The sequence below is a fragment of the Myxococcaceae bacterium JPH2 genome, assembly GCA_016458225.1.
In the GTDB taxonomy this organism is placed as follows: Bacteria; Myxococcota; Myxococcia; order Myxococcales; family Myxococcaceae; genus Citreicoccus.
Window position 1 is genome coordinate 48,080 of sequence record JAEMGR010000019.1, and the last position, 24,348, is coordinate 72,427.

At 68.7% G+C, this 24,348-nt stretch carries 17 protein-coding genes; 6 read left to right on the forward strand and 11 right to left on the reverse strand.

The annotated features are described in order from the left end of the window. Positions 1 to 92 precede the first annotated feature (92 nt). The 4 genes from JGU66_25700 to JGU66_25715 all read right to left on the reverse strand — a co-directional run bounded on the left by JGU66_25700 (position 93) and on the right by JGU66_25715 (position 4,629). Positions 93 to 2,111 (reverse strand): M20/M25/M40 family metallo-hydrolase, encoded by a 2,019-nt coding sequence (locus JGU66_25700; protein MBJ6764184.1) that lies wholly within the window; start codon positions 2,109 to 2,111, stop codon positions 93 to 95. Between the two features lie 416 nt (positions 2,112 to 2,527). Beyond that, positions 2,528 to 2,794 carry a hypothetical protein gene (locus tag JGU66_25705; GenBank protein ID MBJ6764185.1) on the reverse strand — a complete coding sequence of 89 codons (267 nt, stop codon included), beginning with the start codon at positions 2,792 to 2,794 and terminating at the stop codon, positions 2,528 to 2,530. 13 nt (positions 2,795 to 2,807) lie between these two features. Further along, complete coding sequence (locus tag JGU66_25710) at positions 2,808 to 3,113, reverse strand: hypothetical protein (GenBank protein ID MBJ6764186.1); 306 nt, start codon at positions 3,111 to 3,113, stop codon at positions 2,808 to 2,810. Positions 3,114 to 3,306: 193 nt separating this feature from the next. Continuing rightward, positions 3,307 to 4,629: an amidohydrolase gene (locus JGU66_25715; GenBank protein ID MBJ6764187.1), complete on the reverse strand. Its 1,323-nt coding sequence runs from the start codon at positions 4,627 to 4,629 to the stop codon at positions 3,307 to 3,309. Positions 4,630 to 4,797: 168 nt separating this feature from the next. Here JGU66_25715 and JGU66_25720 point away from each other — a divergent pair, with 168 nt between their 5' ends. After that, on the forward strand, positions 4,798 to 5,199 hold the full coding sequence (locus JGU66_25720; protein ID MBJ6764188.1) for a VOC family protein: 402 nt from the start codon (positions 4,798 to 4,800) through the stop codon (positions 5,197 to 5,199). 110 nt (positions 5,200 to 5,309) lie between these two features. On the opposite strand, the gene JGU66_25725 is transcribed toward JGU66_25720, so the two are convergent. After that, positions 5,310 to 8,876, reverse strand: a complete 3,567-nt coding sequence (locus tag JGU66_25725; GenBank protein MBJ6764189.1) for an endopeptidase — start codon at positions 8,874 to 8,876, stop codon at positions 5,310 to 5,312. 220 nt (positions 8,877 to 9,096) lie between these two features. After that, a complete protein-coding gene (locus JGU66_25730; GenBank protein ID MBJ6764190.1) occupies positions 9,097 to 10,596 on the reverse strand; it encodes a glycosyltransferase family 39 protein in 1,500 nt (499 codons plus the stop codon). Between the two features lie 116 nt (positions 10,597 to 10,712). Between JGU66_25730 and tesB the strand changes: the two genes are divergently transcribed. Further along, positions 10,713 to 11,582, forward strand: a complete 870-nt coding sequence (gene tesB / locus JGU66_25735; protein MBJ6764191.1) for an acyl-CoA thioesterase II — start codon at positions 10,713 to 10,715, stop codon at positions 11,580 to 11,582. A gap of 21 nt (positions 11,583 to 11,603) precedes the next feature. Here tesB and JGU66_25740 read toward each other — a convergent pair whose 3' ends face one another. Together JGU66_25740 and JGU66_25745 are read right to left on the reverse strand one after the other, a co-directional pair. Next, positions 11,604 to 12,131, reverse strand: a complete 528-nt coding sequence (locus JGU66_25740) for a hypothetical protein (protein MBJ6764192.1) — start codon at positions 12,129 to 12,131, stop codon at positions 11,604 to 11,606. A gap of 107 nt (positions 12,132 to 12,238) precedes the next feature. After that, the gene (locus JGU66_25745; protein ID MBJ6764193.1) at positions 12,239 to 13,492 is read right to left on the reverse strand and encodes a heparin lyase I family protein; all 1,254 of its coding nucleotides are present in this window, start codon (positions 13,490 to 13,492) and stop codon (positions 12,239 to 12,241) included. Between the two features lie 1,239 nt (positions 13,493 to 14,731). Between JGU66_25745 and JGU66_25750 the strand changes: the two genes are divergently transcribed. Beyond that, entirely contained in the window at positions 14,732 to 16,522 is a 1,791-nt protein-coding gene (locus tag JGU66_25750) for a sigma 54-interacting transcriptional regulator (GenBank protein ID MBJ6764194.1), read from the forward strand. Between the two features lie 9 nt (positions 16,523 to 16,531). On the opposite strand, the gene JGU66_25755 is transcribed toward JGU66_25750, so the two are convergent. Beyond that, positions 16,532 to 17,977, reverse strand: a complete 1,446-nt coding sequence (locus JGU66_25755; GenBank protein MBJ6764195.1) for a hypothetical protein — start codon at positions 17,975 to 17,977, stop codon at positions 16,532 to 16,534. A gap of 493 nt (positions 17,978 to 18,470) precedes the next feature. On the opposite strand from JGU66_25755, the gene JGU66_25760 reads away from it, so the two are divergent. Then, entirely contained in the window at positions 18,471 to 19,187 is a 717-nt protein-coding gene (locus tag JGU66_25760; protein ID MBJ6764196.1) for a class I SAM-dependent methyltransferase, read from the forward strand. 11 nt (positions 19,188 to 19,198) lie between these two features. Further along, on the forward strand, positions 19,199 to 20,023 hold the full coding sequence (locus JGU66_25765) for a ThiF family adenylyltransferase (GenBank protein ID MBJ6764197.1): 825 nt from the start codon (positions 19,199 to 19,201) through the stop codon (positions 20,021 to 20,023). A gap of 79 nt (positions 20,024 to 20,102) precedes the next feature. On the opposite strand, the gene JGU66_25770 is transcribed toward JGU66_25765, so the two are convergent. Beyond that, positions 20,103 to 20,552, reverse strand: a complete 450-nt coding sequence (locus JGU66_25770) for a DofA protein (protein MBJ6764198.1) — start codon at positions 20,550 to 20,552, stop codon at positions 20,103 to 20,105. Positions 20,553 to 20,993: 441 nt separating this feature from the next. Beyond that, a complete protein-coding gene (locus JGU66_25775; protein ID MBJ6764199.1) occupies positions 20,994 to 23,510 on the reverse strand; it encodes a penicillin acylase family protein in 2,517 nt (838 codons plus the stop codon). Positions 23,511 to 23,654: 144 nt separating this feature from the next. Here JGU66_25775 and JGU66_25780 point away from each other — a divergent pair, with 144 nt between their 5' ends. Continuing rightward, positions 23,655 to 24,305, forward strand: coding sequence for a CDP-alcohol phosphatidyltransferase family protein (locus JGU66_25780; GenBank protein ID MBJ6764200.1), 651 nt, complete (start codon positions 23,655 to 23,657; stop codon positions 24,303 to 24,305). Positions 24,306 to 24,348 lie beyond the last annotated feature (43 nt).

Genomic DNA, 24,348 nt, shown 5'->3' on the forward strand with positions numbered 1-24,348 from the left:
TCCCGAGTTTCATCGAAAGGCGGGGAGGGTGCCAGCGCGGCGCGGAAGAGGGACGCGGTGGGGAGACCCGCGTCCCTCCATCCCTCAGCGCGTCACGGCCCCACGGCGAACACGAGGTCGTCCTGGTCGTCGTACGAGACCGAGCCCGTGCCGCACGCGGCGGCGGAGCCCTGGTAGCGGAAGCGCGCGCGCACCGCCTGGAGCGAACCTGCGGGCAGCGTGTACGTGGCGGACAGGGTCTGCGCGCCGGCCACGGTGGGCGACAGCGTGCCGATCAGCGTCCACGTGGGGCTGTTCGCGTTGGCCGCGTAGTACAGGTCCAGCTTGTCGGAGGTGTACGAGGAGTAGGCCCACACGGTGGCCTCGACCTTGACCTGCTTGCCCGGGCCGAACGCGGTGCCATTCACCGAGCTGACCTTGATGCGGTCGTTGGACTCATCCGAGTGGAACGTGCCCGACGCGCCATCCGCGCAGGTGGAGCCCGCCAGGGTGTTGGGCGCGTTGGTCTCGGCGGGGCTCATGCTGCCGCGGCCAGTGAGCAGCGTGCCCGAGTCACACGCGGTGCCCACGCTGGCGCAGGCCGGGGCCTTGAGCGTGGCGTTGTAGACGGCGGTGAAGACGGTGTTGGCCACCGTCACCGTCACGGCGCTGGTCGCCGTGGAGTTGCCCGCGCCGTCATACGCGACGGCGGAGACGGTGTGGCTGCCGTTGCTGGCCGTGGTGGAGTCCCACGCGTAGCTGTACGGCGAGGAGAAGTCCGAGTTCTTCACCGCGCCGTCCACGAGGAAGTCCACGCGGCTGACGCCCACGTTGTCGCTGGCGGTCGCGGAGAGCGTCACGGAACCCGACACGGTGCCACCGGTGGGCGCCGTGAGCGACACGGTGGGCGGGGTGGTGTCCGGCGGGCCGCCACCACCGACGACGCCCTTGGCGAGCTCGGCCATGTACGCGGCGGCGATCTTCGCGAACTTGAGGGCGTTGTCCGCCGTGCCACCGCTGCTGTTGGCCAGCGTGTCATTGGCCGTGTGGATGTACGGGTTGTACTCGCTCATCAGCGCCTCGAACGGGATGGACGCCGGGTAGCCTTGGCTGGTCCACGAGGCGTGGTCCGAGCACGCGTAGCCGCACGTGATGTTGGTCCACGTGTAGCCCGTGTACGTGTTGATGAGGTTGGTGAGGAAGGTGTTCTGCGCGGCGTTGGTGTTGTCGGTGACGATGGTCACCTCCCACGACGAGCCGCGGTAGTTGACCATGTCGAGCTGGAGCGCGCCCACGACGTTGGTGCCCGCGGTCTTGTACGCGGCGGCGATCTCCTTGGAGCCCTTGAGGCCGGCCTCCTCGCCCGAGTAGGCCATGAGCTTCACCGTGCGCGCCGGCTTGTAGCCCTTGGCAATGGCCGAGCGCAGCACCTCGGTGAGGGTGGCGACGCCCGAGGCATCATCGTCCGCGCCGGGCGCGACGCCCGCGGTGTTGTTGAGGTTGATGGAGTCCAGGTGGCCGCCCATCACGACGACCTCGCTGGGGCTCGAGGTGCCGGTGATGGTGAGGATGACGGAGGGCTGGGCCCAGGTGGAGTGCGTGTAGAGCTGCACGGAGATGTCCGCGCGGCCCGCCGCGATGTTGGTCCACTCGGTCTTCAGCCAGTTGGCCGCGTCCACCCCCGTCTGGGACGTGTAGTAGCGGTTGGTGAAGCTGGCCAGCGAGCTGATGGTGCCGCGCAGGGTGGACTCGCTCAGGCCGCCGACGAGCGAGTTGACCACCGCGGCGTTGTCGATGGTGTAGGCCACCGCGGTCGCGAGCGAGGTGGGCGTGGAGCGCAGCTCCGCGTTCGCCTGCTCTTGCGTGTCGTGCGTCACGAAGCCGCCGCAGCGGTTGAAGCGATCGTGCATCACGCGCGCGATGACGACGAGCTGCGACTCATGCACGCGGAGCACGCGGATGCCGTTCTGTTCACGGCCCTCCACGCCCGCGCCCGAGTCCTTCAGTGCCGCTTGGACCTCGCTCACGGTGTCCGTGCCGAGCGTGACCCAGACTTCGCGGTCGGCTGCCCAGGCGGACGTCGTGGTGCAGCAGAGCAGCGTGGCGACGGCCGCCAGCCTCTTCCAGTACATGAACCCTCCGGTGCGGGTTGAACCCGCGTGAGCCCTGTGCGGACGGGTGGACCCCGAAGCGCAGGGAGACTGCGTGCCCGGTGTGGCGGATTCAACGGCGCTACCCGCGCGCACCCCCGGCCCGACCCCGCGCGAAGCCCCCTGTTTTCGGCACGACACAAGTGCCCCGCATCCGTGCATGACCCAGGAGGGCGTCAGGCACCGCGGGTGGCGCATCCTGTGTAATACGAGATATGCACGTCAAGCATGCGATACAAGCGAAGCATGAAAAATCTGACGATGCTTGCGAGGTGAGACGTGTAGGTCGTGTGTTGGAGGTCGCTGTTCGCAGTGCGACCGTTGCGCATGACGCACCGAGGTGAACGGCTGCGTCAGAGCGCCGGTTTGGCGCTCACGGGTGTGCGCTCAGCGATGGGCTACGCGAATTCCGACTCGAACGCCGCGATGGCCTGCTCCAACGTCGCGTGCGGCGCGGAGCGCTCTTCGGGAGGCGTCTCGGAGAGCAACTCCCAGAACTGGCGCTCCAGCACCTCGCGGTCCTTCTGACTGAAGGGCTCGCGCAGCCGGTCCGCGCTCTGCACCACGTAGCCGCCCTGGCCCAGCACTTCCAGGCATCGATAGATGATCAGCTCGCGGTTGGGCGTGCGGCGGATGACCTCGATGCGCTTGTAGAGGTTGGGCATGCCAGGGCGAGGACTACAGGAGCATCTCGAGGGGCATGGTCATGCCCGCCTCGAACTGGGGCGCCTGGCGAAGCTGCTCCAACACGGTGGGGCTGGCGACGAGCGTCACCTGCGGCAGTGAGCCGGGCTCACTCATCCACTTCACCCCTCCCGCCAGGCCCTGTGCGTCCAGATAGCCCACCAGGGACTCGCGGAATCGTTGGCTCTCTTGCACGCCCCGCTCGTACACGGCCCGGCGGTCCAGGGACTTCGCTGCCTTCTTCACAGCCGCGCTCGCGCCTACAACGTCCCGAGGCATGACGATGATCTCAACCCACATCGGCCCGCCCTCCGTTGGCTCAACACACGAGAAGTCCGTCTCCCATTATCGCAGAGGGCAAACGCGCCGTTGCGTCTGGAATGACGCCGCGGCGCGCGAGTCCGTGGTTTTCATGTTTTGCCGGGCGAACAGAGCGCGAGAAGCGTGTTTTGCTGCTCTCTGCACGTGAGGTGGCGGACACTGACGCGCCGGTTCACGGCCGGCCGAGCAGCTCCAGCGCGGCGGTGGTGAGGGCCGAAATGCCGGTGCGCAGGGTGCGCTCGCGGTCCGGCGCGAAGGTGGCGGAGTGCAAGGAGGGGAGCGGCTCTCCCGATTGCCTGGCCTGTGCGTAGCGCTGTGGTTCCACCGCGCCGAGCCACAGCAGCGTCGCGGGAATCCCGAGCCGGCCGTACTCGGAGAAGTCCTCGCCGCCCATGACGGGCGGGGCCGTGCGCAGGTTCTTGTCGCCGAGTGCACGCGCCAGCGCGGAGACGAGCCGCTGCGTGAGCGCGGGCTCGTTGTACGTGGCCGGCGTGCCCTCAGTGACGGAGACGGTGGGCGGACGTGGCGCGTTGGACGCGAGGGCCTCGGCCTTGACGATGCGCTCGATTCCCTCGAGCAGCCGCTTGCGCACCTCGGGCTTGTACGAGCGGACGGTGAGCTGGAGCCGCACCTCGTCGGGGATGATGTTGTGCTTGGTGCCTCCGTGGATGGAGCCCACCGTCACCACCGCGGGCTCCAGCGGGTCCTTCTCGCGACTCACCAGCGTCTGGAGCGCGAGCACCGTGCGCGCCGCCATCACCACCGGATCCACCGTCGTCTGCGGATACGCGCCGTGTCCGCCCTTGCCGTAGAGCGTGACATCCACCGAGTCCACGCTCGCGAGCGCGAAGCCCGGCGTGTACTCCACCGTGCCCGCTTCGGCGGTGCTGCTGTCGTGCAAGGCCACCGCGAAGTCCGGCTTGGGGAAGCGCTGGAACAAGCCCGCCTCCAACATCTGCCGCGCGCCCGAGCCCTGCTCCTCGGCGGGCTGCGCCACGAGCATCACCGTGCCTCGCCACTGGCCGCGCGCGCGAGCGAGCAGCATCGCCGTGCCCATCCACGACGTCATGTGCACGTCATGGCCGCACGCGTGCATCACCGAGACGCGCTGCCCGCCATCGTCCACCGCCGTCACCTTGCTCGCGTACGGCAGCCCCGTCTTCTCCTCCACGGGCAGCCCGTCCATTTCCGTGCGCAGCATCACCGTGGGCCCCGCGCCGTTGCGCAACAGCGCCACCACGCCGTGGCCCCCCACCTGCGTCGTCACGTCGTAGCCCAGCGCGCGCAGCCTCGCCGCGAGCTTCGCCGCTGTCTTCTCCTCTTGCCGCGACAACTCGGGCGCCTGGTGAAGCTCGCGGTAGAGCTTGTCCAGGTCCGGGTACAGCGCGTCCAACGCCCCGAGCGCGGGAGGCGGCGCGGGCGTCTCTGCCGCGAAGGCGGGGAGCGCGCAAAGGGACATGACGGCCATCAGCATCGCGGCGGGACGACGTGGCATCACCGGAGTGTCCTGGCGTGAGGGGAGGCGCGACTACAGCACGGTGGCGCGCGCGCTGCCCATCGCGCCCCGGCGCCGTGTTTTGCCGCTTGCCTGGGACCTGTGAGGTCGGCAAGGTAGCTCCGTAGTCAGACTGAACGGATGTTGCGTTCCCAGGAGCGAGCGATGATGGAGTTCCACAGGGGCCGGTTGTTCGATCACGTGCACATCCAGGTGAAGGACCTGGAGGCCAGTCGGCGGTTCTATCGCGCGGTGATGGAGGTGTTCGGACTGACCATCCAGCACGAGGCGCCAACGTTCTTCAACACGGATGAGCTCTTCGTCACGGCGGATGGACCGCCGTCGCGCATCCACCTGGCGTTCCAGGCGCCGGACCGCGAGACGGTGCACCGCTTCTACGAGGTGGCCCTGGCCGCGGGAGGCCGCGACAACGGCGGTCCCGGCGAGCGCAAGTACCACCCGGGTTACTACGCCGCGTTCGTGTTGGATCCGGACGGCAACAACCTCGAGACGGTGTTCCACGGCCCGGTCGACCGCTCCGCTCCGTCCGTCGTCCTGAAGGCGCTCTAGGTCGCTGGCGCAAAGGAAGAGGGGCCCCTGGTTGAATCCAGGAGCCCCTCGGTGTCACGGGCCCAGCAGCTCAGACTCCGGAGCGGGGCCGCGCTCCGGAGCCTTGCGCATCAGCGGGCCGTGGGGGTCGCGCGGCCCTGCTTCGTCTGGGCCGCCTTCCCGTTCGCCTTGGCGACCGCCGCCGAGACGTTGAACACCAGGTCGTCGCGGTCGTTGTAGCTGCCGGACACGCACGCGCTCGTCGCCGTCCCGCCGTAGCGGAACTGCGCGCGCACGGCGTGGTTGCCCGTGTTGGCGCCCACCGTCAGCGTGTACGAGAACGTCTTCAAGCCCGCGACGGTGCACGCCTGATTCGTGGTCAGCGTGGTCCACGTCGGCGCCGTGGTGGCGTTCGTCGTGTAGTACAGGTCCAACGAGTCGGACGTGCCCCAGCAGTACACGGTGACGTCCACCTTGACCTGCTTGCCCGGGGTGATGGTGCCCTCATCGACGGTCTTCAGCGAGATGCGGTCGATGCTCTCGTCGGAGTGGTACGTGCCGGAGACACCATCCGCGCAGGAGGCGCCCAGCGTGTTGGGCTGGTTGGGCTCGATGCCGCCGGACAGCGTGCCACGGCCGTTGATGAGCGTGGCGCCCGTGTCGCAGCCGCAGACCGAGCCGCAGGCCGGAGCCTTCAGCGTGCTGTTGTACGCGGCGGCCACCGGGGTGCAGATGTTCGTCGTGGTGAAGCTGGACGCCGTGCTCCACGGACCCGCGCCACAGCTGTCCTTGGCGCGCGCGTGCCAGTAGTAGGTGGTGAGGTTGGAGAGCGCCGGCGTCACGTTCCACGCGCTGGTGCTCAGGCTGCTGGCGGAGCGGACCACCGGCGAGAAGCTCGGGTCGGTGGACAGCTCCACGTCGTACCCGGACGCGCTCGTCACGTCGCTCCAGTCGAGCGCCGCGTTGAGGGACACGCCCGTCGCGCCGCCGGCGGGGCTGGAGAGCGTGGGCGCTCCCAGCGTGATGCAGCCGCGCGTGGTGAACGAGCGGGTCGCGGACCAGGCGCTCGTGCCACCGCACGAGTTGGCCGCGCGCGCATGCCAGTAGTACACCGTGTTGGCCGCGAGCGAGGCCGTCACCGTCCAGTTGCTGCTCACCAGCGAGTTGGCCGAGGCCACCTTGTTGGCGAAGGCCGAGTCGGTCGCCACCTCGACCTCGTAACCCGAGGCCCCCGTGACATCCGCCCAGTCCAGCGCGGGCGACAGCTCCACCGCGGTGGCGCCATCGTTCGGCGTCGCGAGCGCGGGGACGGTCGGCGCGGCGCACACCGGCGTGGTGCACACGCAGGCGCTCGCCGTGCTGTAGCAGGCGTTGGAGCTGGCCGCGACGACCGAGTAGCAGTACTGGCGGCCGTTGGCGACCTCGGGGTCGTTGTAGCTGGTGCCCGTGACGTTGGCGACGCGCGCCTTGCCGAAGTCGCAGCCCGCGAAGCCCTCCGTCTTCATGACCCAGTACTGGTTGGCGCCGGGGACGCTCGTCCAGTTGACGCCCACCTGGCTGTCGCCCGCCGTGACGGTGGCGACCGGCGCGGTGCTCGGACCCGCGGAGCACCCGGCGTTGACCGGCGCGGGCGTGGAGCACGCGATGTTGTGGCGGTTGTAGGCGGCGTAGATGGCCGTCATGTGCGGCGTGCCGTCGGCGAGGTTGCCGTTGTCGTCATCCGCGGCCAGCCACTGCATGTAGCCGTTGGTCGCGCCGCAGCCGTCGGACGTGCCGGCGGTGCAGTTGCAGGCGTGCCACGTGCCCACGTTGCCGCTGCCCTGGTAGAACAGCTTGTTGCCCACCATGAAGGCGGTGTTGGAGTCGTAGTTGAACGGCGCGCCGGCCAGGTCACGCGTCACGAGGTCCCACGCGGCCTGACGCACGGGCGAGGCGGCGCAGTGCACCTGCTTGCCGCAGGGGCCCGTGCCGGAGCTGCACATGGGGCACACGAAGTTCTGCGGCGTGGCCGGGGTGTTGGGCGCGCTGGCGGCCCAGTCCGCGTCACGCACGCCGGAGCAGCGCAGGTTGCACCACGACTGCCCGGCGACCTGCGACTCCTGCTGGTTGAAGCCCGTGCCGTCCGGCGTCGGGCCGCAGCCCGGATTGGACGTCTGGAAGAAGCCGTAGCCCACGCACGAGGTCTGCAGGCGGTAGATGGCCGCGATGTCCGCGTAGCCCTCGCTCGAGTTGCTGAGCGTGCCGTTGGCGTCGAAGTTGTCGATGCCGTGGCCCCACTCGTGGTCGAACACGGCGCCAATTTCGCCCGTGTTCCGACAGCCGCCGCCGCTGCGGTAGAAGTTGACCGTCGTGCCGTTCCAGAACGCGTTGCACGTGCTGTTGATGTTCACGTTCGCCGTGAGCTGGCCCTGCAGCCACGTGTTGGTGGGCAGCCAGCCGCGCGCCACTTCCTTGATCTTGTTCAGCTCGTAGAAGCTGGAGCGCGTGGCCGCGGTGTTGCCCGCGGACGTGCCGGCCGGAACCACGCAGTCGTGGTCGTTGTTGACGCCGCCCAGGTCCAGGCTGCCCGTGGTGGACGTGGCGCTGATGGCGCCGCACGCGTCGGAGATCTTCACGTACTTGCCCGACAGCGTCGTCGACAGCGTGCCGGAGCTGTAGTTGTAGATGCCGGCGCCGTCCGTGTAGTTGTTGGGGGACGCGAAGCCCGTGTCCGCCCACGGCATCGGCGTGCCGGGCTGCATGGTGCCGCACGTGCCATTGGACGCGCACACCCCGATGTTGGTGGACGGATAGACGCCGCCCTTCATGCTGGCATCGAAGTAGTGGTTGGCGTCCTCGAGCGCGAGCACCTCGCCCGTCTGCGCATCCACCGTCACCTTCCAGCGCTCGGACTCACCGGGGCTCTGGAAGCCGTAGCTCCACACGAGCAGGTGGCCATAGCCCTCGCCAAACGCCGCGCCGTCCTTCGAGAACGGGGCGATCTCCAGCGTGGGCTGCTGCCACAGGCTGTTGGGCGCGAGCTGCCGACCCACGAACGTGTTGCCCGACGTCAGCGCCTCGCTCGCGGCCACCGCGGGCTTCGTGTCGATGCGCGCGTTCTTCCAGGACTCGGTGCCCAGGAGGATGAGGTTGCCGTGGCTGATGGTCGCGGCGACCCGAGCGTCCCGCACCGGCACGCCGTTGAGCACCTGCGGGATGTGCACCTGCCACAGATGCGGCGCCACCTGCGTCACGCGCGGCGAGCCGAGCTGGAGCAGGTCCACGCCGATCGCGGCCTGGTTGTCCGCGATGAACTTGAAGACCAGGTCCGCCACCACCGACTCATCCACCCCCCCCACCGAGCGGCCAATCTCCTCGCGCACCGCATCCAGCGACACGCGGTTGTTGAAGCCGTCACCGGGGATGAGCGGCACGGAGCCCTGGATGCCCGTGGGCGTGCCCGTGCGCGGATCCAGGTAGACGTTGAACCCGCTGCCGTTGCGCGCGAAGAACTCCGACCAGGCATCCGCGCCCAGCGTCGGCATCAGCGAGCGGGCCTTCTGCAACGGCATGTTCTGTACGGGGAGGGAGAGCTCTGGCTTGTAGAAGGCCTTCGGAGCCAGGGCACTCTGTTGAGAGGGAGGGGGCTGCTGGAGGGCTTGCCCTGTGGCTGACAACATCAGGACAAGACAACATGCTGCGGACCTCAAGTGGCGCATGCGATTCTCCACTGCGGACGGGAGCCGTTAGGAGCTGCGTCGCTCCGGGATGGAGCGCCACCGGAGTAGCTGTGTCCTCGAATAATTTGAATGTCGGCTATTCCTCAAAGTGCTGGAATTTAACGAACTCCTGGATTTCTGCGGGGTAGGACTGTCCGCATGTGGACAGTTCACCTGTGGCAAAATCCGCCTCTCTCGGAGTATTACAGGACGGTCGCCGTCAGGGACGCGGCCAGACGCGGACCCAGTCGTCCTGGATGAGGCGTCCGCTGACGGTGTCGGTGCTGCCGGTGGCCATGAAGCGGCGGGGCATGTCCTGGCTCGCCAGCCCGGCCTCTAGCCAGAGGAGCAGGAGCGCGGCGGTGGCGATCACGCACAGGCGCTCGGCGAGCACTTCCCGCCGCTGGGCCAGGGCCTTCAGGGGGAGCAGCAGCAGGGGGAGCAGGGCCGGGAAGACGGCCAGCATTCCTCGGCTGTAGCCGAAGAAGGCCAGGGTGATGAGCAGCCGGTGCAGCACCACGCCGGTGAGCAGGAGGAAGTCCCGGTGGGCGGCGCGCAGCGACAGCCCCATGCCCGCCAGCAGCAGCAGCGCCAGGGGCCACTTGAGCCCGGGGCTGTCGGGGACGAAGACATCCACCGGCGCGCGATTGCCGCTCAGTCCCGCGGGCAGGTTGGAGACGCCGAGCCCCAGGCTCAAACCATCCAGCCACCGACTGAGCTTGGCGCCCAGCAGGCTCGCGGCGTCGGAGGGGTGCTCGGCCAGCCAGCGCAGGCCCTCGGCGTAGCCATGCAGCAACAGGTGGCGGTGCGCGGGCAGGGTGGCGTCGAGCTGGCCGTTGTGGCCTCCCTGGTTGATGAGGTCCGGCGCGAAGCCTCCCGTGGCGCCCGTGTGGTTGGCCATGGCGAAGTTGATGGGGCCATACACCGTCACGGGGGTGAACTCGGGCAGGGGCTCGAGCTGGGGCGTGCGCTCGTTGAGTTCGCGCAGCACGCGCGCGTTGTGCACCGCCGAGGGCAGCAGCACCAGCGCTGACACTCCCAGGGCCACGCCCCAGCGCAAGAGCCAGGCGCTCGGCGGCGTGGAGGGCGCGCGGCGAAGCCACGCGAAGCCCAGGAGGAACGGCCACAGGGACAGGTGCTCGGCGCGGGTGAGCGTGCCCAGTCCCATCACCGCGCCCAGGGCGAGCGCCCCGCGCCAGGACCGTGGACCGGCGAGCACGAGCGCGCAGGTGGCGGAGAGCAGCAGCGCGTAGAGGACTTCGTTGCTGTACGTGGTGGACAGCACCAGCCAACCGAAGCTGGACGCGTAGAGCCCGGCCGCGAGCAGACTCCAGCCCGTGCCCAGGAGCTTGCGCCACCACGCCCAGGTGAGCGCGACCGTCCCCGAGCCCAGCACCGCGAGGCCCAGCTTGTACGGATACGCGCTGCCCTGGGGCTCACCGAGCGCGCGGTACAGCAGGCTCAGGAACCACGGGAACAGGGGCGGGTGGTAGGGCAGGGTGGCCTCGGGCTCGGTGCCGCGCGCCCAGGCCAGCGCGGCGGTGTGGAAGAAGCGCGAGTCACCGTAGAAGAAGATGGAGAAGGGCCAGTCCCGGTCCGGCGCCGTGCGCAGGTAGAGCCAGCGCAGCAGCAGGCTCGCGAGGAACGTGAGCGTCACGCCGGTCCACACCGGGTGGCGGCGCAGGGTCTCACTCACGGCGCGCACGGAGAGCTGCCCCATGGAAACCTCGCGGAGGTGTTCGTGGCGCGACACTGCGGGAGTGCGCGCGGGAGGCGTGGACGCGGTAGCGTGGCGGCCACTCGGCGCGAGCGCGGGGCTCGCGCGTGGAGGGTGGAATGAGTCGCGTGCTGGACGAGCTGGTGTCGCTGCTGAAGCTGGAGCCCATCGAGGAGAACCTGTTCCGAGGGCGCAGCCAGGACCTGGGCTTCCGCCAGCTCTTCGGTGGCCAGGTGCTGGGGCAGGCCGTGTCGGCCGCGAGCCAGACCGTCGAAGCGGAGCGCACCGTGCACTCGCTGCACGGCTACTTCCTGCGCCCCGGCGACGCCGCGCTGCCCGTCGTCTACACCGTGGACCGCGTGCGCGACGGCGGCAGCTTCACCACGCGCCGGGTGGTGGCCATCCAGAAGGGACAGCCCATCTTCACGCTGATGGCCTCGTTCCAGGGCGACGAGCCCGGCTTCTCGCACCAGGCGCCCATGCCCGACGTGCCGCCGCCCGAGTCCCTCCCCACGGACATCGAGCTGCTCAGCCGCCAGTCGCACCTCATCCCCGAGCGCGTGCGCGAGAAGTTCCTGTGCGCCAAGCCCATCGAGATGCGGCCCGTGACGTGGGTGGATCCGTTCGCGCCCGAGCGCACCGCGCCCGTCAAGCACGTGTGGTTCCGCGCGGACGGCCCGCTCCCGGAGGACCCGCAGCTCCATCGCTCGGTGCTGGCGTACGCCTCGGACTTCAACCTCATCGCCACCGCGCTGCATCCGCACGGCGCCAGCTTCATGCAGCGCAACATGCAGATGGCCAGCTTGGATCACGCGCTCTGGTTTCACGGAGACCTGCGCGTGAGCGATTGGCTCCTGTACAGCATGGACAGTCCGTGGGCCGGCAACGCGAGGGGGCTGGCGCGCGGGCATGTCTTCACGCGCGACGGACGGCTCGTCGCCTCGGTGACGCAAGAGGGGTTGCTGCGCCTGCGGCAGGACAAACCCTGACACTCGCTGGTCCAGGTGTTGTCATTGATGGCAGGCGTGGGTGCACGGCAGGTTCTCTCCCGTCGTGCCGTTGCTCGCGTGCTCCTTGGGAGCGAACAGCAACACCATCGTCGCCACGGACGCCAGGATTCCCGCGGCCACGCCGCCCGATAGCAGCATCGTGCGCGCCAGGTTGAAGTGGCGCACGCTCGCGGCCTGCACCTGCTCCAGGGGCACCTCCACGGGCTGCTCCGGCTGAGACAGCGGGACGCCCACGAAGCGCGTGTCATCCACGTGCACTTGCACGAAGCGCTCCTCCACCGTCGCTCCGTCACGGCGCACGAGCACGAGCGGGGTGTCCGCGCTGAAGGTGTGCTCGGTGCCCTGCACGTCACGCAGCGAGCGCGTCTCCTTGGCCTCCCCCGGCCGCATGTCGCCCACCTCCGTCAGCCGGACGCTGCGATCATCCTTCCAGCCATCCAGGCGCGGCAGCTCCGAGCGAGGGATGGCATAGGTGGTCGAACAACCGGTGGTGAGCAGCACGGCGGCGAGCAATGCGCGCAAGCGCATGGAGACAACCCCCAGGAGTTCAGCTGAGATTACCCGGGAATCGCCGCGTGATGAAAGACCCGCGCCCCGCGCCCTCGGAGGGCACGGGGCGCGCGTCGCGCGTCAGCTCAATTCACCTTGTAGGTGCTGTTGAGGACGTCCTGGAGCGTGCGGCCCATCACCCAGCCGTCGTGATAGACGACGCCGACGGGGACGATGGTGTCGTTGCGGTACAGGCCCACCTTCAAATAGTTCAGCATGCCGGAGTACTGGGTGGCCATGGCGCGCTTGGGCAGGACGAGCTTGCCGTTGTGGTACAGCTCGACGAAGCCCACCGTGGAGTTGGGCGACCAGCGCACGTGGAAGATGAAGTCCTGCCACGCATTGCGCACCAGCGGCGTGCGCCAGACGATGGTGCCTCCGCTGCCGCCAACCTTGAGGAGGATCTCCTCCCCGTTCACGTAGAACTCGACGGGCGGCGAGCCGTCACTGCCCTCGTGGTGCCACTGCGCGAAGAGCTGCCACGTCTTGGCGCTCGGGTAGTTCGAGGCGAAGAGGTTGCTCCAGCGGTAGAAGTACTCAGAGCCCACGGGCTCGCGCGTCATCTTCACCAGCTCGTTGCGGTTGCCGCTGGCGTTGATGGGATCGTCTCCCTGCTTCACCGTGGCCTGGAGCGCGTAGCGGCCTTCGCGCGTGGGCGAGGTCACCACCTGGAGGCGGTCCGCGCTCACCATCTGCGTGCGGTCCCACTGGCTGCGGTCGCCCGTCTCGAAGTCGCCGCGCCAGACGAGGTTGGGATTGGTCGACGGCGTCGTCCCCGTTCCCGTTCCCGGGCTGGTACCGGTGCCACAGGCCCGAGCCTCGGCGATGCTCGCCCAGTCGTTGAGGGTGTTGCCGTTGACGGTGATGCGCACCCGGCGCGCCGAGCGGCCCGTGAACGTGTACGTCTCGGCCGCGGTCGTCTTGCCGGAGCTCTTGCCGCTGTAGATCTGCGTGTAGTTGGAGCCGTCCGGCGCCACGGACACCGTGAAGTTGCTCGCGCGCAGGTTGCCCTGATGCCACGCGATGGACACGCCATTCACGTTCTGGACGGTGCCCAGGTCGTAGTCGATCCACTGACCCTTGCCGAGGCTGCTCCAGCGCGTCGTCATCGTGTCGTCCAGGGTGTTCCCCGGGCCGTTGCCGTCGTCTCCGCTGGCCTTCACGGCGACGATGGAGAGCTGCGTGCATCCTTGGGTGGTGAGCGCCGCGGAGGCGCTCGCCATCACTGAGCCCGAGCCCGCGGATTCGTACGTCGACTCCGAGGGAACCAGTTCGGGGGCGCCGCAGCCCAGCGCGGCGGTGACAAGCAACGACTCGACCAGCAGAAGTGATTTCTTCATGAGGGGTCGGGGGGGAAAGACAGTCGTGGATGAGGCGCGCGTGGGGGGACGCGCGGACGAGGGACGTCTGGCTTTGCGGCGGGAAGCGCGGACAGGACCCCCGCGGCATGGCGGACAGGTGCCCGCGGCCGAGGGTGAGACCGCACGTTTCTGGGGGTGAGGCGTTCTCCGTCCGGTGGCCGAGATGGCCTCCGGGGCTCCAAGTGAGAAAGGGTGTAGCGAAGTTTTGTTTTGAGCACAACCAATGCTGAACACGCCTGCATGCTCAGTAGGAGGCGCGCCGAATCACAGACATGGGTTTTCAGCCGCGAGAGTGAAAACATGCAGCCTGTCCACAGTCTGAGGTCGCCTGCCCGCGCCGCCAGTCGCGCCATGACTCAGACGGTCCGTGCCGAGGTCTCCTCGCGCCGCGAGTCCCCGCTCACCGCGCGCGGAAGTCGCAGCCGCGAAAGGCCGCTCCTCGGCGCCCGGTTCCACTGGATTCCGAGCGGGAGTGTGCCCCGCGGCGGTCGTCCCCGAGGGGCTCGCTCGGCTGCCTTCCGTCGGCGTCGCGCCCGAGGCTGCATCGCTCCGGGCCTTGAACGCCGTGGCCACGCGGAGCGCCCTCCGGGGCCTGCGCCCAGGTGAAGTCACCGCCTGGGCTCTCCCCACCGCGAAGCTCGTTCCGTGCTGTTTGTGAATGTCTGTCCAGGCTCTCGGGGATGATTGTCTTTGCGGGTCATGGATGAGGGCCGGCCTCGGGCGCGAAGGCTCGTGGTGCGCGTGAGCCGGAAGCGGCGCCACGGGCTGCATGGAGAGACATGGCTGTGAACCGATGTGAGGGATTGACGTGACGCAGGGGTGGCGAGGCCGCCGGAGGGCGCGGGCCCGGGGGCCCGGAGGTGGAGGCAGCCCTGCGGGGCGATATGGCGTCGGGCAGAGAAATGGCAGTCATTGGCCCGCGTCCGCGCTCGAGCGCCCGGGGACGCGGGGGGAGGGCCCGTGGACATGGCGCATCGCGGCTGGAATGGCGCGCACGGTCGAGGCCGGACGCGTCGACGCGGACGCTCGCCCTGAGCGGCGCTCGCGGCGGCGGGTCACGGGCTCATGACGCGCACGCTCGGAGCGGGTGGGTGGCCACCCGGCTTCCCGAAGGGTCTGATCGCGGACAAGATCCAGACTTCCGCGGAGAAGGGGCAACCGCTGTCAGCCAGAAATACCCGCGTCGCTGCGAACGAGGCCGGTACAGTGACGCACGCCATGACAAGGCCGGTTTCAGCCTATGTCCCACGGAGCGAGCGCAAGCCGCTGTACGTGAAGGTCGTCACCGAGCCGTCGCTGCACGGTTGCTGGGCCGTGAACATCAGCGAGACGGGCATCGGCCTCATCGCCACGCCGCGCACGACCTCCGAGGGGCCGCGCGAGAGCGAGGCGGTGGAGATGTCCTTCCTGCTGCCGGGCACGGGCGCGCACGTGCGCGTGCGGGGGGATGTCCGCTGGCGCCACGACATGACGGGCGCGGCGGGGATGGTGGCCGCGCTGGGCGTGAGCTTCCGGGCCTTCGAGGGCTCGGACGGCCTGAAGCTGGCGCGCTACCTGGCCACCGCGCACGTCCAGGTCGCCGTGGCCTTCGCCAGCGCCGAGGAGGCTCGCGGCCTGCGCATGGCGCTGGAGGGACAAGCCACGCCCCACTTCGCCTCGACCCTTTCTGACGCGCACTCGCTCCTGGCGCGCGGGGACATGGCCGCGTTGCTGGTGTGTGGCAACGTCGAGGAGCAGGCCCTGGAGCTGGTGGAGCGCCTGGCCGTCCTGCGCGCCGAGGTGGACCCTTCCGGCGCGGGCCCGCCGAGCGACTTGGCCTCGCGGATCATCTACTGCGCCCCCGCCGCACCGGAGCGGCTGGTGGCCCTGTTCAATACTGGACGCATCTTCCGCGCGCTGGGGCCCGAGCCGCGGGTCGACCTGGTGCGCCAGGCGGTGCTCCAAGCCTGTCGTGAGCACGGCGTGCGCACCGAGCAGTGGCGCATGGCATTGGAGCTGGAGCGCAACCTGCTGCGTGAGCGCGCGCTGTCCCATGCGCCCGCGGGGCCTGGGCGCGGCTCGGACGACGTGGGCTTTCGCAGTGCCGCCATGCAGCGGGTGATGGAGATGGTGCGGCTGGTTGCCCCGCACCGCGTGGCGGTGCTGCTGCAAGGCGAGACAGGCACGGGCAAGGAGGTGCTCGCGCGCATCCTCCATCGCCTCAGCGGGCGCGGTGACGTGCCGCTGGTGGTGCAGGACTGCGGCGCGCTCACCGAGACACTTCTGGAGAGCGAGCTGTTTGGCCACGTGAAGGGCGCCTTCACCGGCGCGGTGGCGGACCACCCCGGCCTCTTCGTGCTGGCCAATGGGGGCACCGTCTTCCTGGATGAAATCGAGAACACCACCCCGAACCTCCAGGCCAAGCTCCTGCGCGTACTGGAGACGGGCGACGTGCGCCCCGTGGGCGGCACGCAGGTGCGGCACGTGGACGTGCGCGTGGTGGCGGCCAGCAACCGCGACCTCGGGGAAGAGGTTCGCGCGGGCCGCTTCCGGGCAGACCTCTTCTACCGCCTCAACAGCTTCACCCTGGACATCCCCCCGCTGCGCGACAGGCCCGAGGACATCCCCGAGCTGGCGCGCGCCTTCCTCGACCAGTTCAACCTGTCCTTGAAGCGCTCCGCCACGGGCGTGGCCCCGGATGCCTCCGAGGTGCTGCGAGGCTACGCGTGGCCGGGCAACGTGCGCGAGCTGCGCAACGTGATGGAGCGCGCCGTGCTGTTGTCTCGGCCGGGGGAGGTGGTGACGCGGCGCCTGTTGCCACCGGGGATGCTCAGCGCGGTGCCGCCGCGCGGGGAGCAATCCAGCGATGGCTCCCTGCGCGCGCGCCTGCACCACGTGGAGCGGGAACTCATCCGCGAGGCGCTGGAGCGCCACGGCGGAGTGCTGCGGCGCGCGGCGGTCGCGCTGGGCATGGACCCCGTCACGCTGGGCCGCCGCGCGCGCCGCCACGGACTCTGGAAGGCGGACTGAGGTCCTGACTCAGTGGAAGCGGATCCACTGGGCAATGGGCTGCCACACCCGGTCCTTCGCATCGCTCGCGAGGAACAGGTCGGCGTGGCCGTAGTCCAGCGCGCGCGTGTTCTCCGACGACTGCGTGCGGATGATGCGCACCGTCTTGTCGGTGCTGCCCAGGAGGGTGAGCGAGTACTCGCCGTAGCGCCCGACGCCACCGCCCGCGCCCACGTACAGCACCGGCACGCGCACGTCCTTGAGGTGGTCGTCGTACGGGACGTCCAGGTCGCCGCACAGCTGGCCCTCCAGCTCCACCACCTCGTTGAGGCTCTGATAGGGCGCGCTCATCTGGAGGTAGTCGAAGAGGTACGTCTCGCGCGTGAAGGTGAGCGCCTCGGGCAGGTTGGTGGACGTATCCGGGATGCCCGCCGTGAGGTGGTAGCCCGGCGTCATCGGGTTGAGGGCGCGCGTCGTGAAGAGCGCGGAGGTGGCCGCCGCGGCGATGATGGCGAACTGGCGGTTGGTGGGCGGCGTCAGCACGGGTCCGTCCGTGAGCGGGATGGGGGACGGGGCATTCGGCGCGGCGCTGGCGAGCTGACCAATCAGCTTCACCGTGGTCCCCGGCGCGGTGCCCAGCAGCCCGCCCTCGTAGACAGGGTTGCCGGGAGTGTTCCGCAGCTCCTTGAGCTTCGTGTAGCGAGCGCACGCCCACTGCCGCTGCAGATCATCCTGGGGGGAGAAGCGCACCGCCATGTCCATGGGGATGAAGCCATCCACCTGTCGCAGCGCGCGCGGCCACTGGGACTCGGCATTCAGGTAGGCGTAGCCCACCGCGGCGCCGCGGCTCCACCCGAGCAGGAACATCCGGTCCGGGTTGCCCAGGCCCGGCTGCCTCATGGCCCGCGCCAGCGACAGCGCCACGCGCACGTCCTGCACGTGGGTGGCCATGGACCAGTTCGCCATGAAGTCGAAGTTGGTGAGGCCCAGCGGCACGTTGACCCAGCGCATGTCCATGCCCCAGACGTCCAGCCCCTCGTCGGCCAGATACGCCGCGATGGACTGCCGGACCGGAACCTGTTGCGTCCTCGCCCCCGACAGGAACGCCGAGGTGAAGCCCCACAGGTCGCCGTGAATCATGAAGACGGCCTTGCCCCCGCGCAGCGCGTGCCAGGGCAGCAGCTCCTTCACCACGCGGTGCACCACGAGGACGTCATACGGACTCGGCCCCACCTGGAGCCGGTACGTGTAGTGCGCCACGTTGCCGAACAGCCACTCCCGCTCGGGGACCTGGGTGGCCAGTCGCGCCGTCAGGTCCTCCTGCGCCAGGGCGCTCGTCTCCACCGTCAGCGCCTGTTGGACCTCCGCCGCGGCCGGGACCTGCCAGGCCCCCTCCTCACCCGCGGGAATCACACCCTCGCCACAGCCAAGCCCCAGCAGGGCGAACGCGATGCCAAAGCTCAACATGGAACGCATACCGACCTCGAATCCAGATGTGTGCATTACAGGGAAGCATCCCTTCCGGCCCTGACCCAGACGCGGTCCCGCCTTGAGCAGAATCCGCGCCATCAGCTAAGTACCTGAAAAGACTGGAAGTGCCCTTCAGGGTCGGACTTCACCCGCGAAGTCCAGTGGGGCGGGATTCGGCGCAACCCCTCGCCATTGCTCGCGTCTTCCGGCCCTTCACCGCTGATGCATGCGACTCACCAGTGCCGCACTGGGTCCGCTCAACGGCGGACGCCTCCGGTGCCGCAATGCATCAGGGCGGTAATTGTCCGCAAATGAACATGTCCGTGCTCACAAGGCAAGACATGAATACTGAGACAGGAACTCAACGCTGGAAGTGATGGGCGTCGGACAGCGGAGGCGGAACTGGGGGAGTGCTCAACACACGCTAGGGGGAACCCCTCGCGGGTGAGGTGGGAAAGGACCGACAACGGAAGGCCCCACCACCCCAGCGGGAGGCCCCATGTCGAACCCAGTCCTCGTGGACAACATCTGGACCGAATTCGCACACAGCTACGATCAGATGATTCCGGAGCTGCCCTGCTACAAGCGCCAGCTCGGCAAGATCCTGCGAGACACGTTGGATCGCCCGTATGTCATCGACGCGGGTTGCGGCACGGGTCTGGCGAGTGAGCGGCTGGCGCGGCGTGGCCACACCGTGTCTGGCTTCGACAACAACCCGGCGATGTTGGCGCGGGCGGTGCTGAAGCAGGCGGCGGAGCCCGACAGCGTGCGGGCGCGCTGGCGCGTGCAGCCGGGCACGGTGACGGAGTTCCCCGCCGACGTCGCGGGCGACGCGGACGCGGTGGTGATGAACAACGTCCTCTTCTACGTGCGCGAGCCGGTGCGCGCGCTGCGCGAGGCCTTCACGCACCTCAAGCCTGGCGGCGTCCTGCTGGCCACGAGCAACAAGCGCCCGCGGCCGGATCTCCAGAAGGTGCTGCGCCACTCCATCGAGGAGTGGAAGGCCGAGGGGCGCTGGGGCGAGGCGCTCCAGGCCGCGGTGACGCACCACGAGTCGTGCGCGCGCCGCCTCACCACGGACCCCAACGAGATGGTGACGTTCTACGAGCCGGACGCGCTGGTGGCCGAGCTGGAGCGCGTGGGCTTCCGCCGCGCGCTCGTCGTGGACGGAGACGACTACTACGGCGAGAACTTCTACGTCTGCATGGAGAAGTGAGGAGGACACCCATGGTCGACCCACGATTCCAACGCAACCTCGGCGTGATGACCCCGGAGCTGCTGCACAAGCTCTCCCAGACCCACGTGCTCGTGGCGGGCGTGGGCGGCGCGGGAGGACAGTGCGCGGTGGACCTTGCGCGCCTGGGCTTCGGCTGCCTCACCCTGGCGGACTTCGATGTCTACGAGCGCCACAACATGAACCGCCAGGTGGGGTGCTTCGAGAGCACCCTCAACCAATCCAAGGTGGAGGTGGTGGGGCGCATGTGCCGGGATATTCGCCCGGACCTGCGCCTGCGTCGGGTGTCCGAGGGCATCACCGACGAGAACATCGAGGACGTGCTCGCTGGCGCCGAGGGCCTGCCCCCCGTGGACTACGTGGTGGAGGTCATCGACATCGCGGGCGCGCGCGCCAAGGAGTCCCTCCACCAGGCGTGCCGCCGCCGCAAGGTCCCCATCATGACGGGCCTCATGCTGGGCTTTGGCGCCGCGCTCCACGTCTTCCAGCCGGATGCGCCGCTGTACGAGGAGCTCTACATCCTGCCGGACGGCCGCATCGACCTGCCGAAGATCATCCCCCACCTGGGCAGCTACATGCTCCAGGAATACATGGACGCCTGCTACCAGGGCCGAGGCCACGCGCCCACGTGTGTCATTGGCGCCACCACCGCGGCCGGGCTGATGGTGAGTGAAATCATGCGTGGGGTGATGCTGGGCCCCTCGGAGATGGTGTCCTGGCCCGAGTACCTCTACGTGGACCTCTTCGATCACCGCTACGTGCGCGGCACCATCCCCGCCTCGCGTCCCGGGGCGACGCCGCGCACGGCCACGCGCTGAGCCGCCCAAGACAAAGCCCCCGTCTTCCCCGCGCCGCGCGAGGAAGCGGGGGCTGAAGAGGGCCGCGGCCCCGGCCCGCTCAGGCGACGATGCCGCGCGTGCGCGCCTCGCTGATGATGCGGTCGCCGTCCACGCCCAGGCGCTTGGCGATGAACGGCGCGGCCCCTTCCGCGTTCTTGTGCACCCGGATGAACTGGTCGTCGTACGTGCGCGTGACGATGAGCATCCCGGACACGATGACGCGTTGAAGGTTGTGCTGCAGTTCGCTCCCCTCGATGATGACGTGGATCTCCGAAAAGAACGGCCGCGCGTCCGACAGCATGTTGGACAGGCTTCGGCGCTGCTCGCTGTTGGGCACCGCCGCCTTCGAACCCGCGCTGGACACCAGAATCATCGGCTGCTGGAACTGCTGATATGCCTGCTGCATCTTCGAGAAGACCGACAGGACTTCATCCTGGTTCGGTGGCGAGTCCCACCGGAGGAAGAAGACCTTGTCGATGATGTCAGTCCTGTAAACCGGAGGTGCCATGGCGTCCCGTGACTCCTTGGTTGATGGGCCGGGCCCGTCCCGGTCCGTTGCGTCTCGTCGAGCAACCGCGGTGCTGACTCGGCGGGGCTAGCGGCATCCTGCGCTTGCCTCTGGGCGACGAAAGTAGCCCCGAGGGCTGACATTGCGCAGACAACACATGATGTGCCCTCGAGCGCCTGAAGTGTTGTCATGGCGCAGTCTGGCCCATTGCACTGTCTGACATTGGACGGTGTCCTGCGACCGCGGGGCGTCTGGATTTACCCGCGCCCCTCCGACATCCCCCGTCGCCTTCGCACCTGCCTGTCCAATCCCAGTCCCCAAACGCCGTGGGACTGAATTCAAGACAGGGATTGGAAAAAAGAAAACCCCGGGAACCGCGAGGGCTCCCGGGGTGGGGCGCTGCCTCCGCCCTCAAGGAGGGACGGAGGCCGCGTGCGGGGACTAGCCGCCGGTGATGGTGGTGGCGGGGGCCAGCAGGTTGGCGTTCACGTCCGCATCGGTGAAGAGGATCGGGCGCCACTGCTTCTTGGAGAAGAGCTGCGTCTGGTCCGCGAAGAACGGCGACTTCGGGTCGTCAGACTCGCTGTAGGTCAGCACGGCCTGAGCGGTCGGGCCGCTGTCGGTGAACTGCATGGCCATGACGAAGCTGCTGCCGTTGTTGATGATGTAGCCGTCCTTGGTCAGGCCGGTGCGGGCGCTGAGCACGGGGCCGCGGGCGGCGGTCGCGTCCAGGGTGGACTTGAGCGTGCCGTAGGAGACGACGTTGGTGACGCCGTCGCGCGACATGCCACCGTGCAGACCGATGCGCGTGCCGCTGCGCGCGGTGAACTGCACCGAGGAGAGCGTCGCGTCGAGCGCGATGCCCGCCGTGTTCAGCGTGTCCACGGCCTGCGCGAGCTTCACGAGGACCGGGTCGTCACCCTGGGCCGGGGCCGGGGTCAGCGTGTTCGGCGTGGTGATGGGGTTGGCCGGATCGAACGGGACGGCGAAGAACGTCCCGGCGCTCATCAGGTTCAGCTCGGGAACGGTGCCGCCCAGCTCGCGCCAGATGATGGCGCCCTTGGCGTCCGCGTCGAAGCGGCCGTTCCACGCACCCAGGATGGTGCAGGCGCGGCTGATGTCCACGTTCTTGTTGTTGTACGGGATGGTCGTCTTGCCCGTGCAGCGCTCGACCACGGAGGCGCGCAGCGCCTCGGCGGTGCTGCTGCGGTTGCTGAACACCGCCGTCTTCAGCTCATCCATCGTGAACTTCCCATCCTCACCCGAGGCGCCGGTCGCGCTCTTCTCGGTGAGGGTGATGAGGTTCATGTGCGTACGCGTGGTCTGCGGAACCTTCTCCAGGCCGTGCATGGGCGAGAAGCCCGTCAGCGGCTGGGCGGGGTTGGCCAGCCAGTAGCTGTCGTTGGCGTTGAAGACGAAGTCGCGGCGGGCGATCTGCGGCATCTTGCTGAAGGGCACCAGGCCCGGGCTGCGCGCGGTCGGGTCGTTCTGCCACTCGTTCTGGGCCGTGCTGCCGTCCAGGAGCACCACGCCCAGCGTGTCCCAGAAGGTCTTGGTGGCCGGGTCCACGCCCTTGGCGTAGTTCCACGTGGCCTGGGCCTCGGGCTTCAGGTTCGGGGTGGGGGAGGCATCGGTGTACCAGGTGTTGCCATCCTTGTCCGCCGCCATGGTGTTCACCCAGGGGATGCCCTGCGCCTTCGCGTAGGCCGCCTGGAACTCCGCCATGCTCTTCGCCTTGTTCATCGAGTGGAACTGATCGAGGAACGTGGCGTTGTCGATGTTGGCGTCACGCACGGACAGCACCGACTTGGTGGTCCAGTCGGCCGTGCCCGGGATGGCCATGATGGGGCCGTAGTGGCTGCTGTAGAGCGTGCGGGTGATGGTGGTGAGCGAGCCCTCGGGCAGCTTCACCAGGACGCTGAACGTGCGCGCCGTCATCGCCCGCTCTTCGGTCGTGCCGTCTTCCTTCTTGTAGTAGTAGCTGGTCGGCTTGCCCGGGACGAGCGTCAGCCCGTACACCGTCATGCGCGCGCCGGACGAGAACGTGTGCGTCCAGCCGATGTTGTCGTTGAAGCCGATGAGCACGGCGGGCACGCCCAGCAGGCCCACGCCGTAGATGTTCATCTCACCGGGGACGGTCAGCTGGCTCTCCCAGAGCTTCAGCTCGCCTTCCCAGGGGAAGTGCGGGTTGGCCATGACCATGCCGCGCCCGGTGGACGAGCGCTCGGCGCCAATGGCCCAGCCGTTGCTGCCGAAGTCCGCCTTGCGCAGCTCCTTGAGCTGCTCCATGGACGGCTCCACCAGGCGCTGGGCGCCCGTGGTGGCCGGCGGGGTGGCCGCGGCGATGGCCAGCACGAGCTGGTTCACGCCACCGGTCAGGGTGATGTTGAGGTCGTACGCCAGCAGGTCGACCTCGGTGATGGGCTTGACCCACGCGGCCTTGGTGCAGGGCGCGGGGAGCTGATCCGCCGGCGTCTCCGCCACGTACTTGTTGTAGCCGGCCACGTAGCCGCGCAGCAGGTCCTTGATCTCATCCGGCTGCGTGTCGAACGCGACGCGCGCCTTGTTGTAGATGTCCAGCGACAGGTACGCGAGGTCCGAGCCGACGTTCGCGTTGCCGGCGCCAGGACCGTTGTACCGGGCGCGCTCGCTGCGCACCTTCACGATCTGATCCGCCAGCGTACAGACGTGGTCCTGCGCGAAGGCGTAGGCCTGACCGAAGCCCAGGCTGCCCATGTCCTTCGCCGTGATGTGCGGGATGCCGTGGCTGGTGCGGCGGATGGTGGCCTCGTACTTCGGGGCCGACGGCGGCGGCGTGACGGGCGGATCCTTGTCGTCGTCACCACAGCCCGCAGCGGTGACAAGTGCCAGCGATGCGAAGAGAGGAAGTTGCCAACGGGAGGCTCGGAAGAACCGGGCCGCGCCGCGAGGGAGCGATAGGGAGGTGCGGTCGTGCATGGCGGGCCGAGCCTAGGGACGCGGTGATTCCAGCGTCAAAATGTTTCTGGGATTTGACTCTTCTCATGCTCCACGTGGGAGACGCGGTGCGCCATGAGTTCTGGAAGACAGGGAGAACAGGGCGTGTGTTAGGAGATGGGTCCCATGACGACCGAGCAGCCGCAGCCCCGGGCCCGTCGCCCGCGGCGTCACTTCTCGATGATTCGCACCTTCGTGCTGGCTGACTTCGTGACGCTCGGCAATGGCTTTGCCGGGGCGGGCAGCATCCTGGCCGCCATGCAGTACCTGGCGACGGGCACGCTGGACTTCCTATGGCTGGCGTATGGGTTGATGCCCGTGGCGCTGGTGATGGACGTGGCGGATGGGCGGATTGCCCGGTGGCGTTTCAAGAAGTCACCCCTGGGGGCGGATCTCGACTCGCTGGCGGACGTCATCTCGTTTGGCATGGCGCCCGCGGCGCTGGGGTTCGCGGCGGGCCTCCGTGGCGGATTGGACGTGGTGGCCCTGCTGTACTTCGTGGCGTGTGGAATCAGCCGGCTGGCGCGCTTCAATGTCACCTCCGCGGCGCTCTCCGATGAGACTGGCAAGGTGAAGTACTTCGAGGGGACGCCCATCCCCACCAGTCTGTTGCTGGTGATGGTGTTGGCGGTGCTGACGTGGAAGGGCCTCATCGGCGCGCAGCTCGCGGGCGGCTTGTGGCAGGTGGGGCCGTTCGGGCTCCACCCGCTGGCGCTGCTCTACGTCGCGAGTGGAAGCGCGATGATCAGCAAGACCCTGCGCATTCCCAAGGTGTAGCCGGCAGCTCCCTGAGAATTCCCAGGCGTGGGTGGTTGCCCGT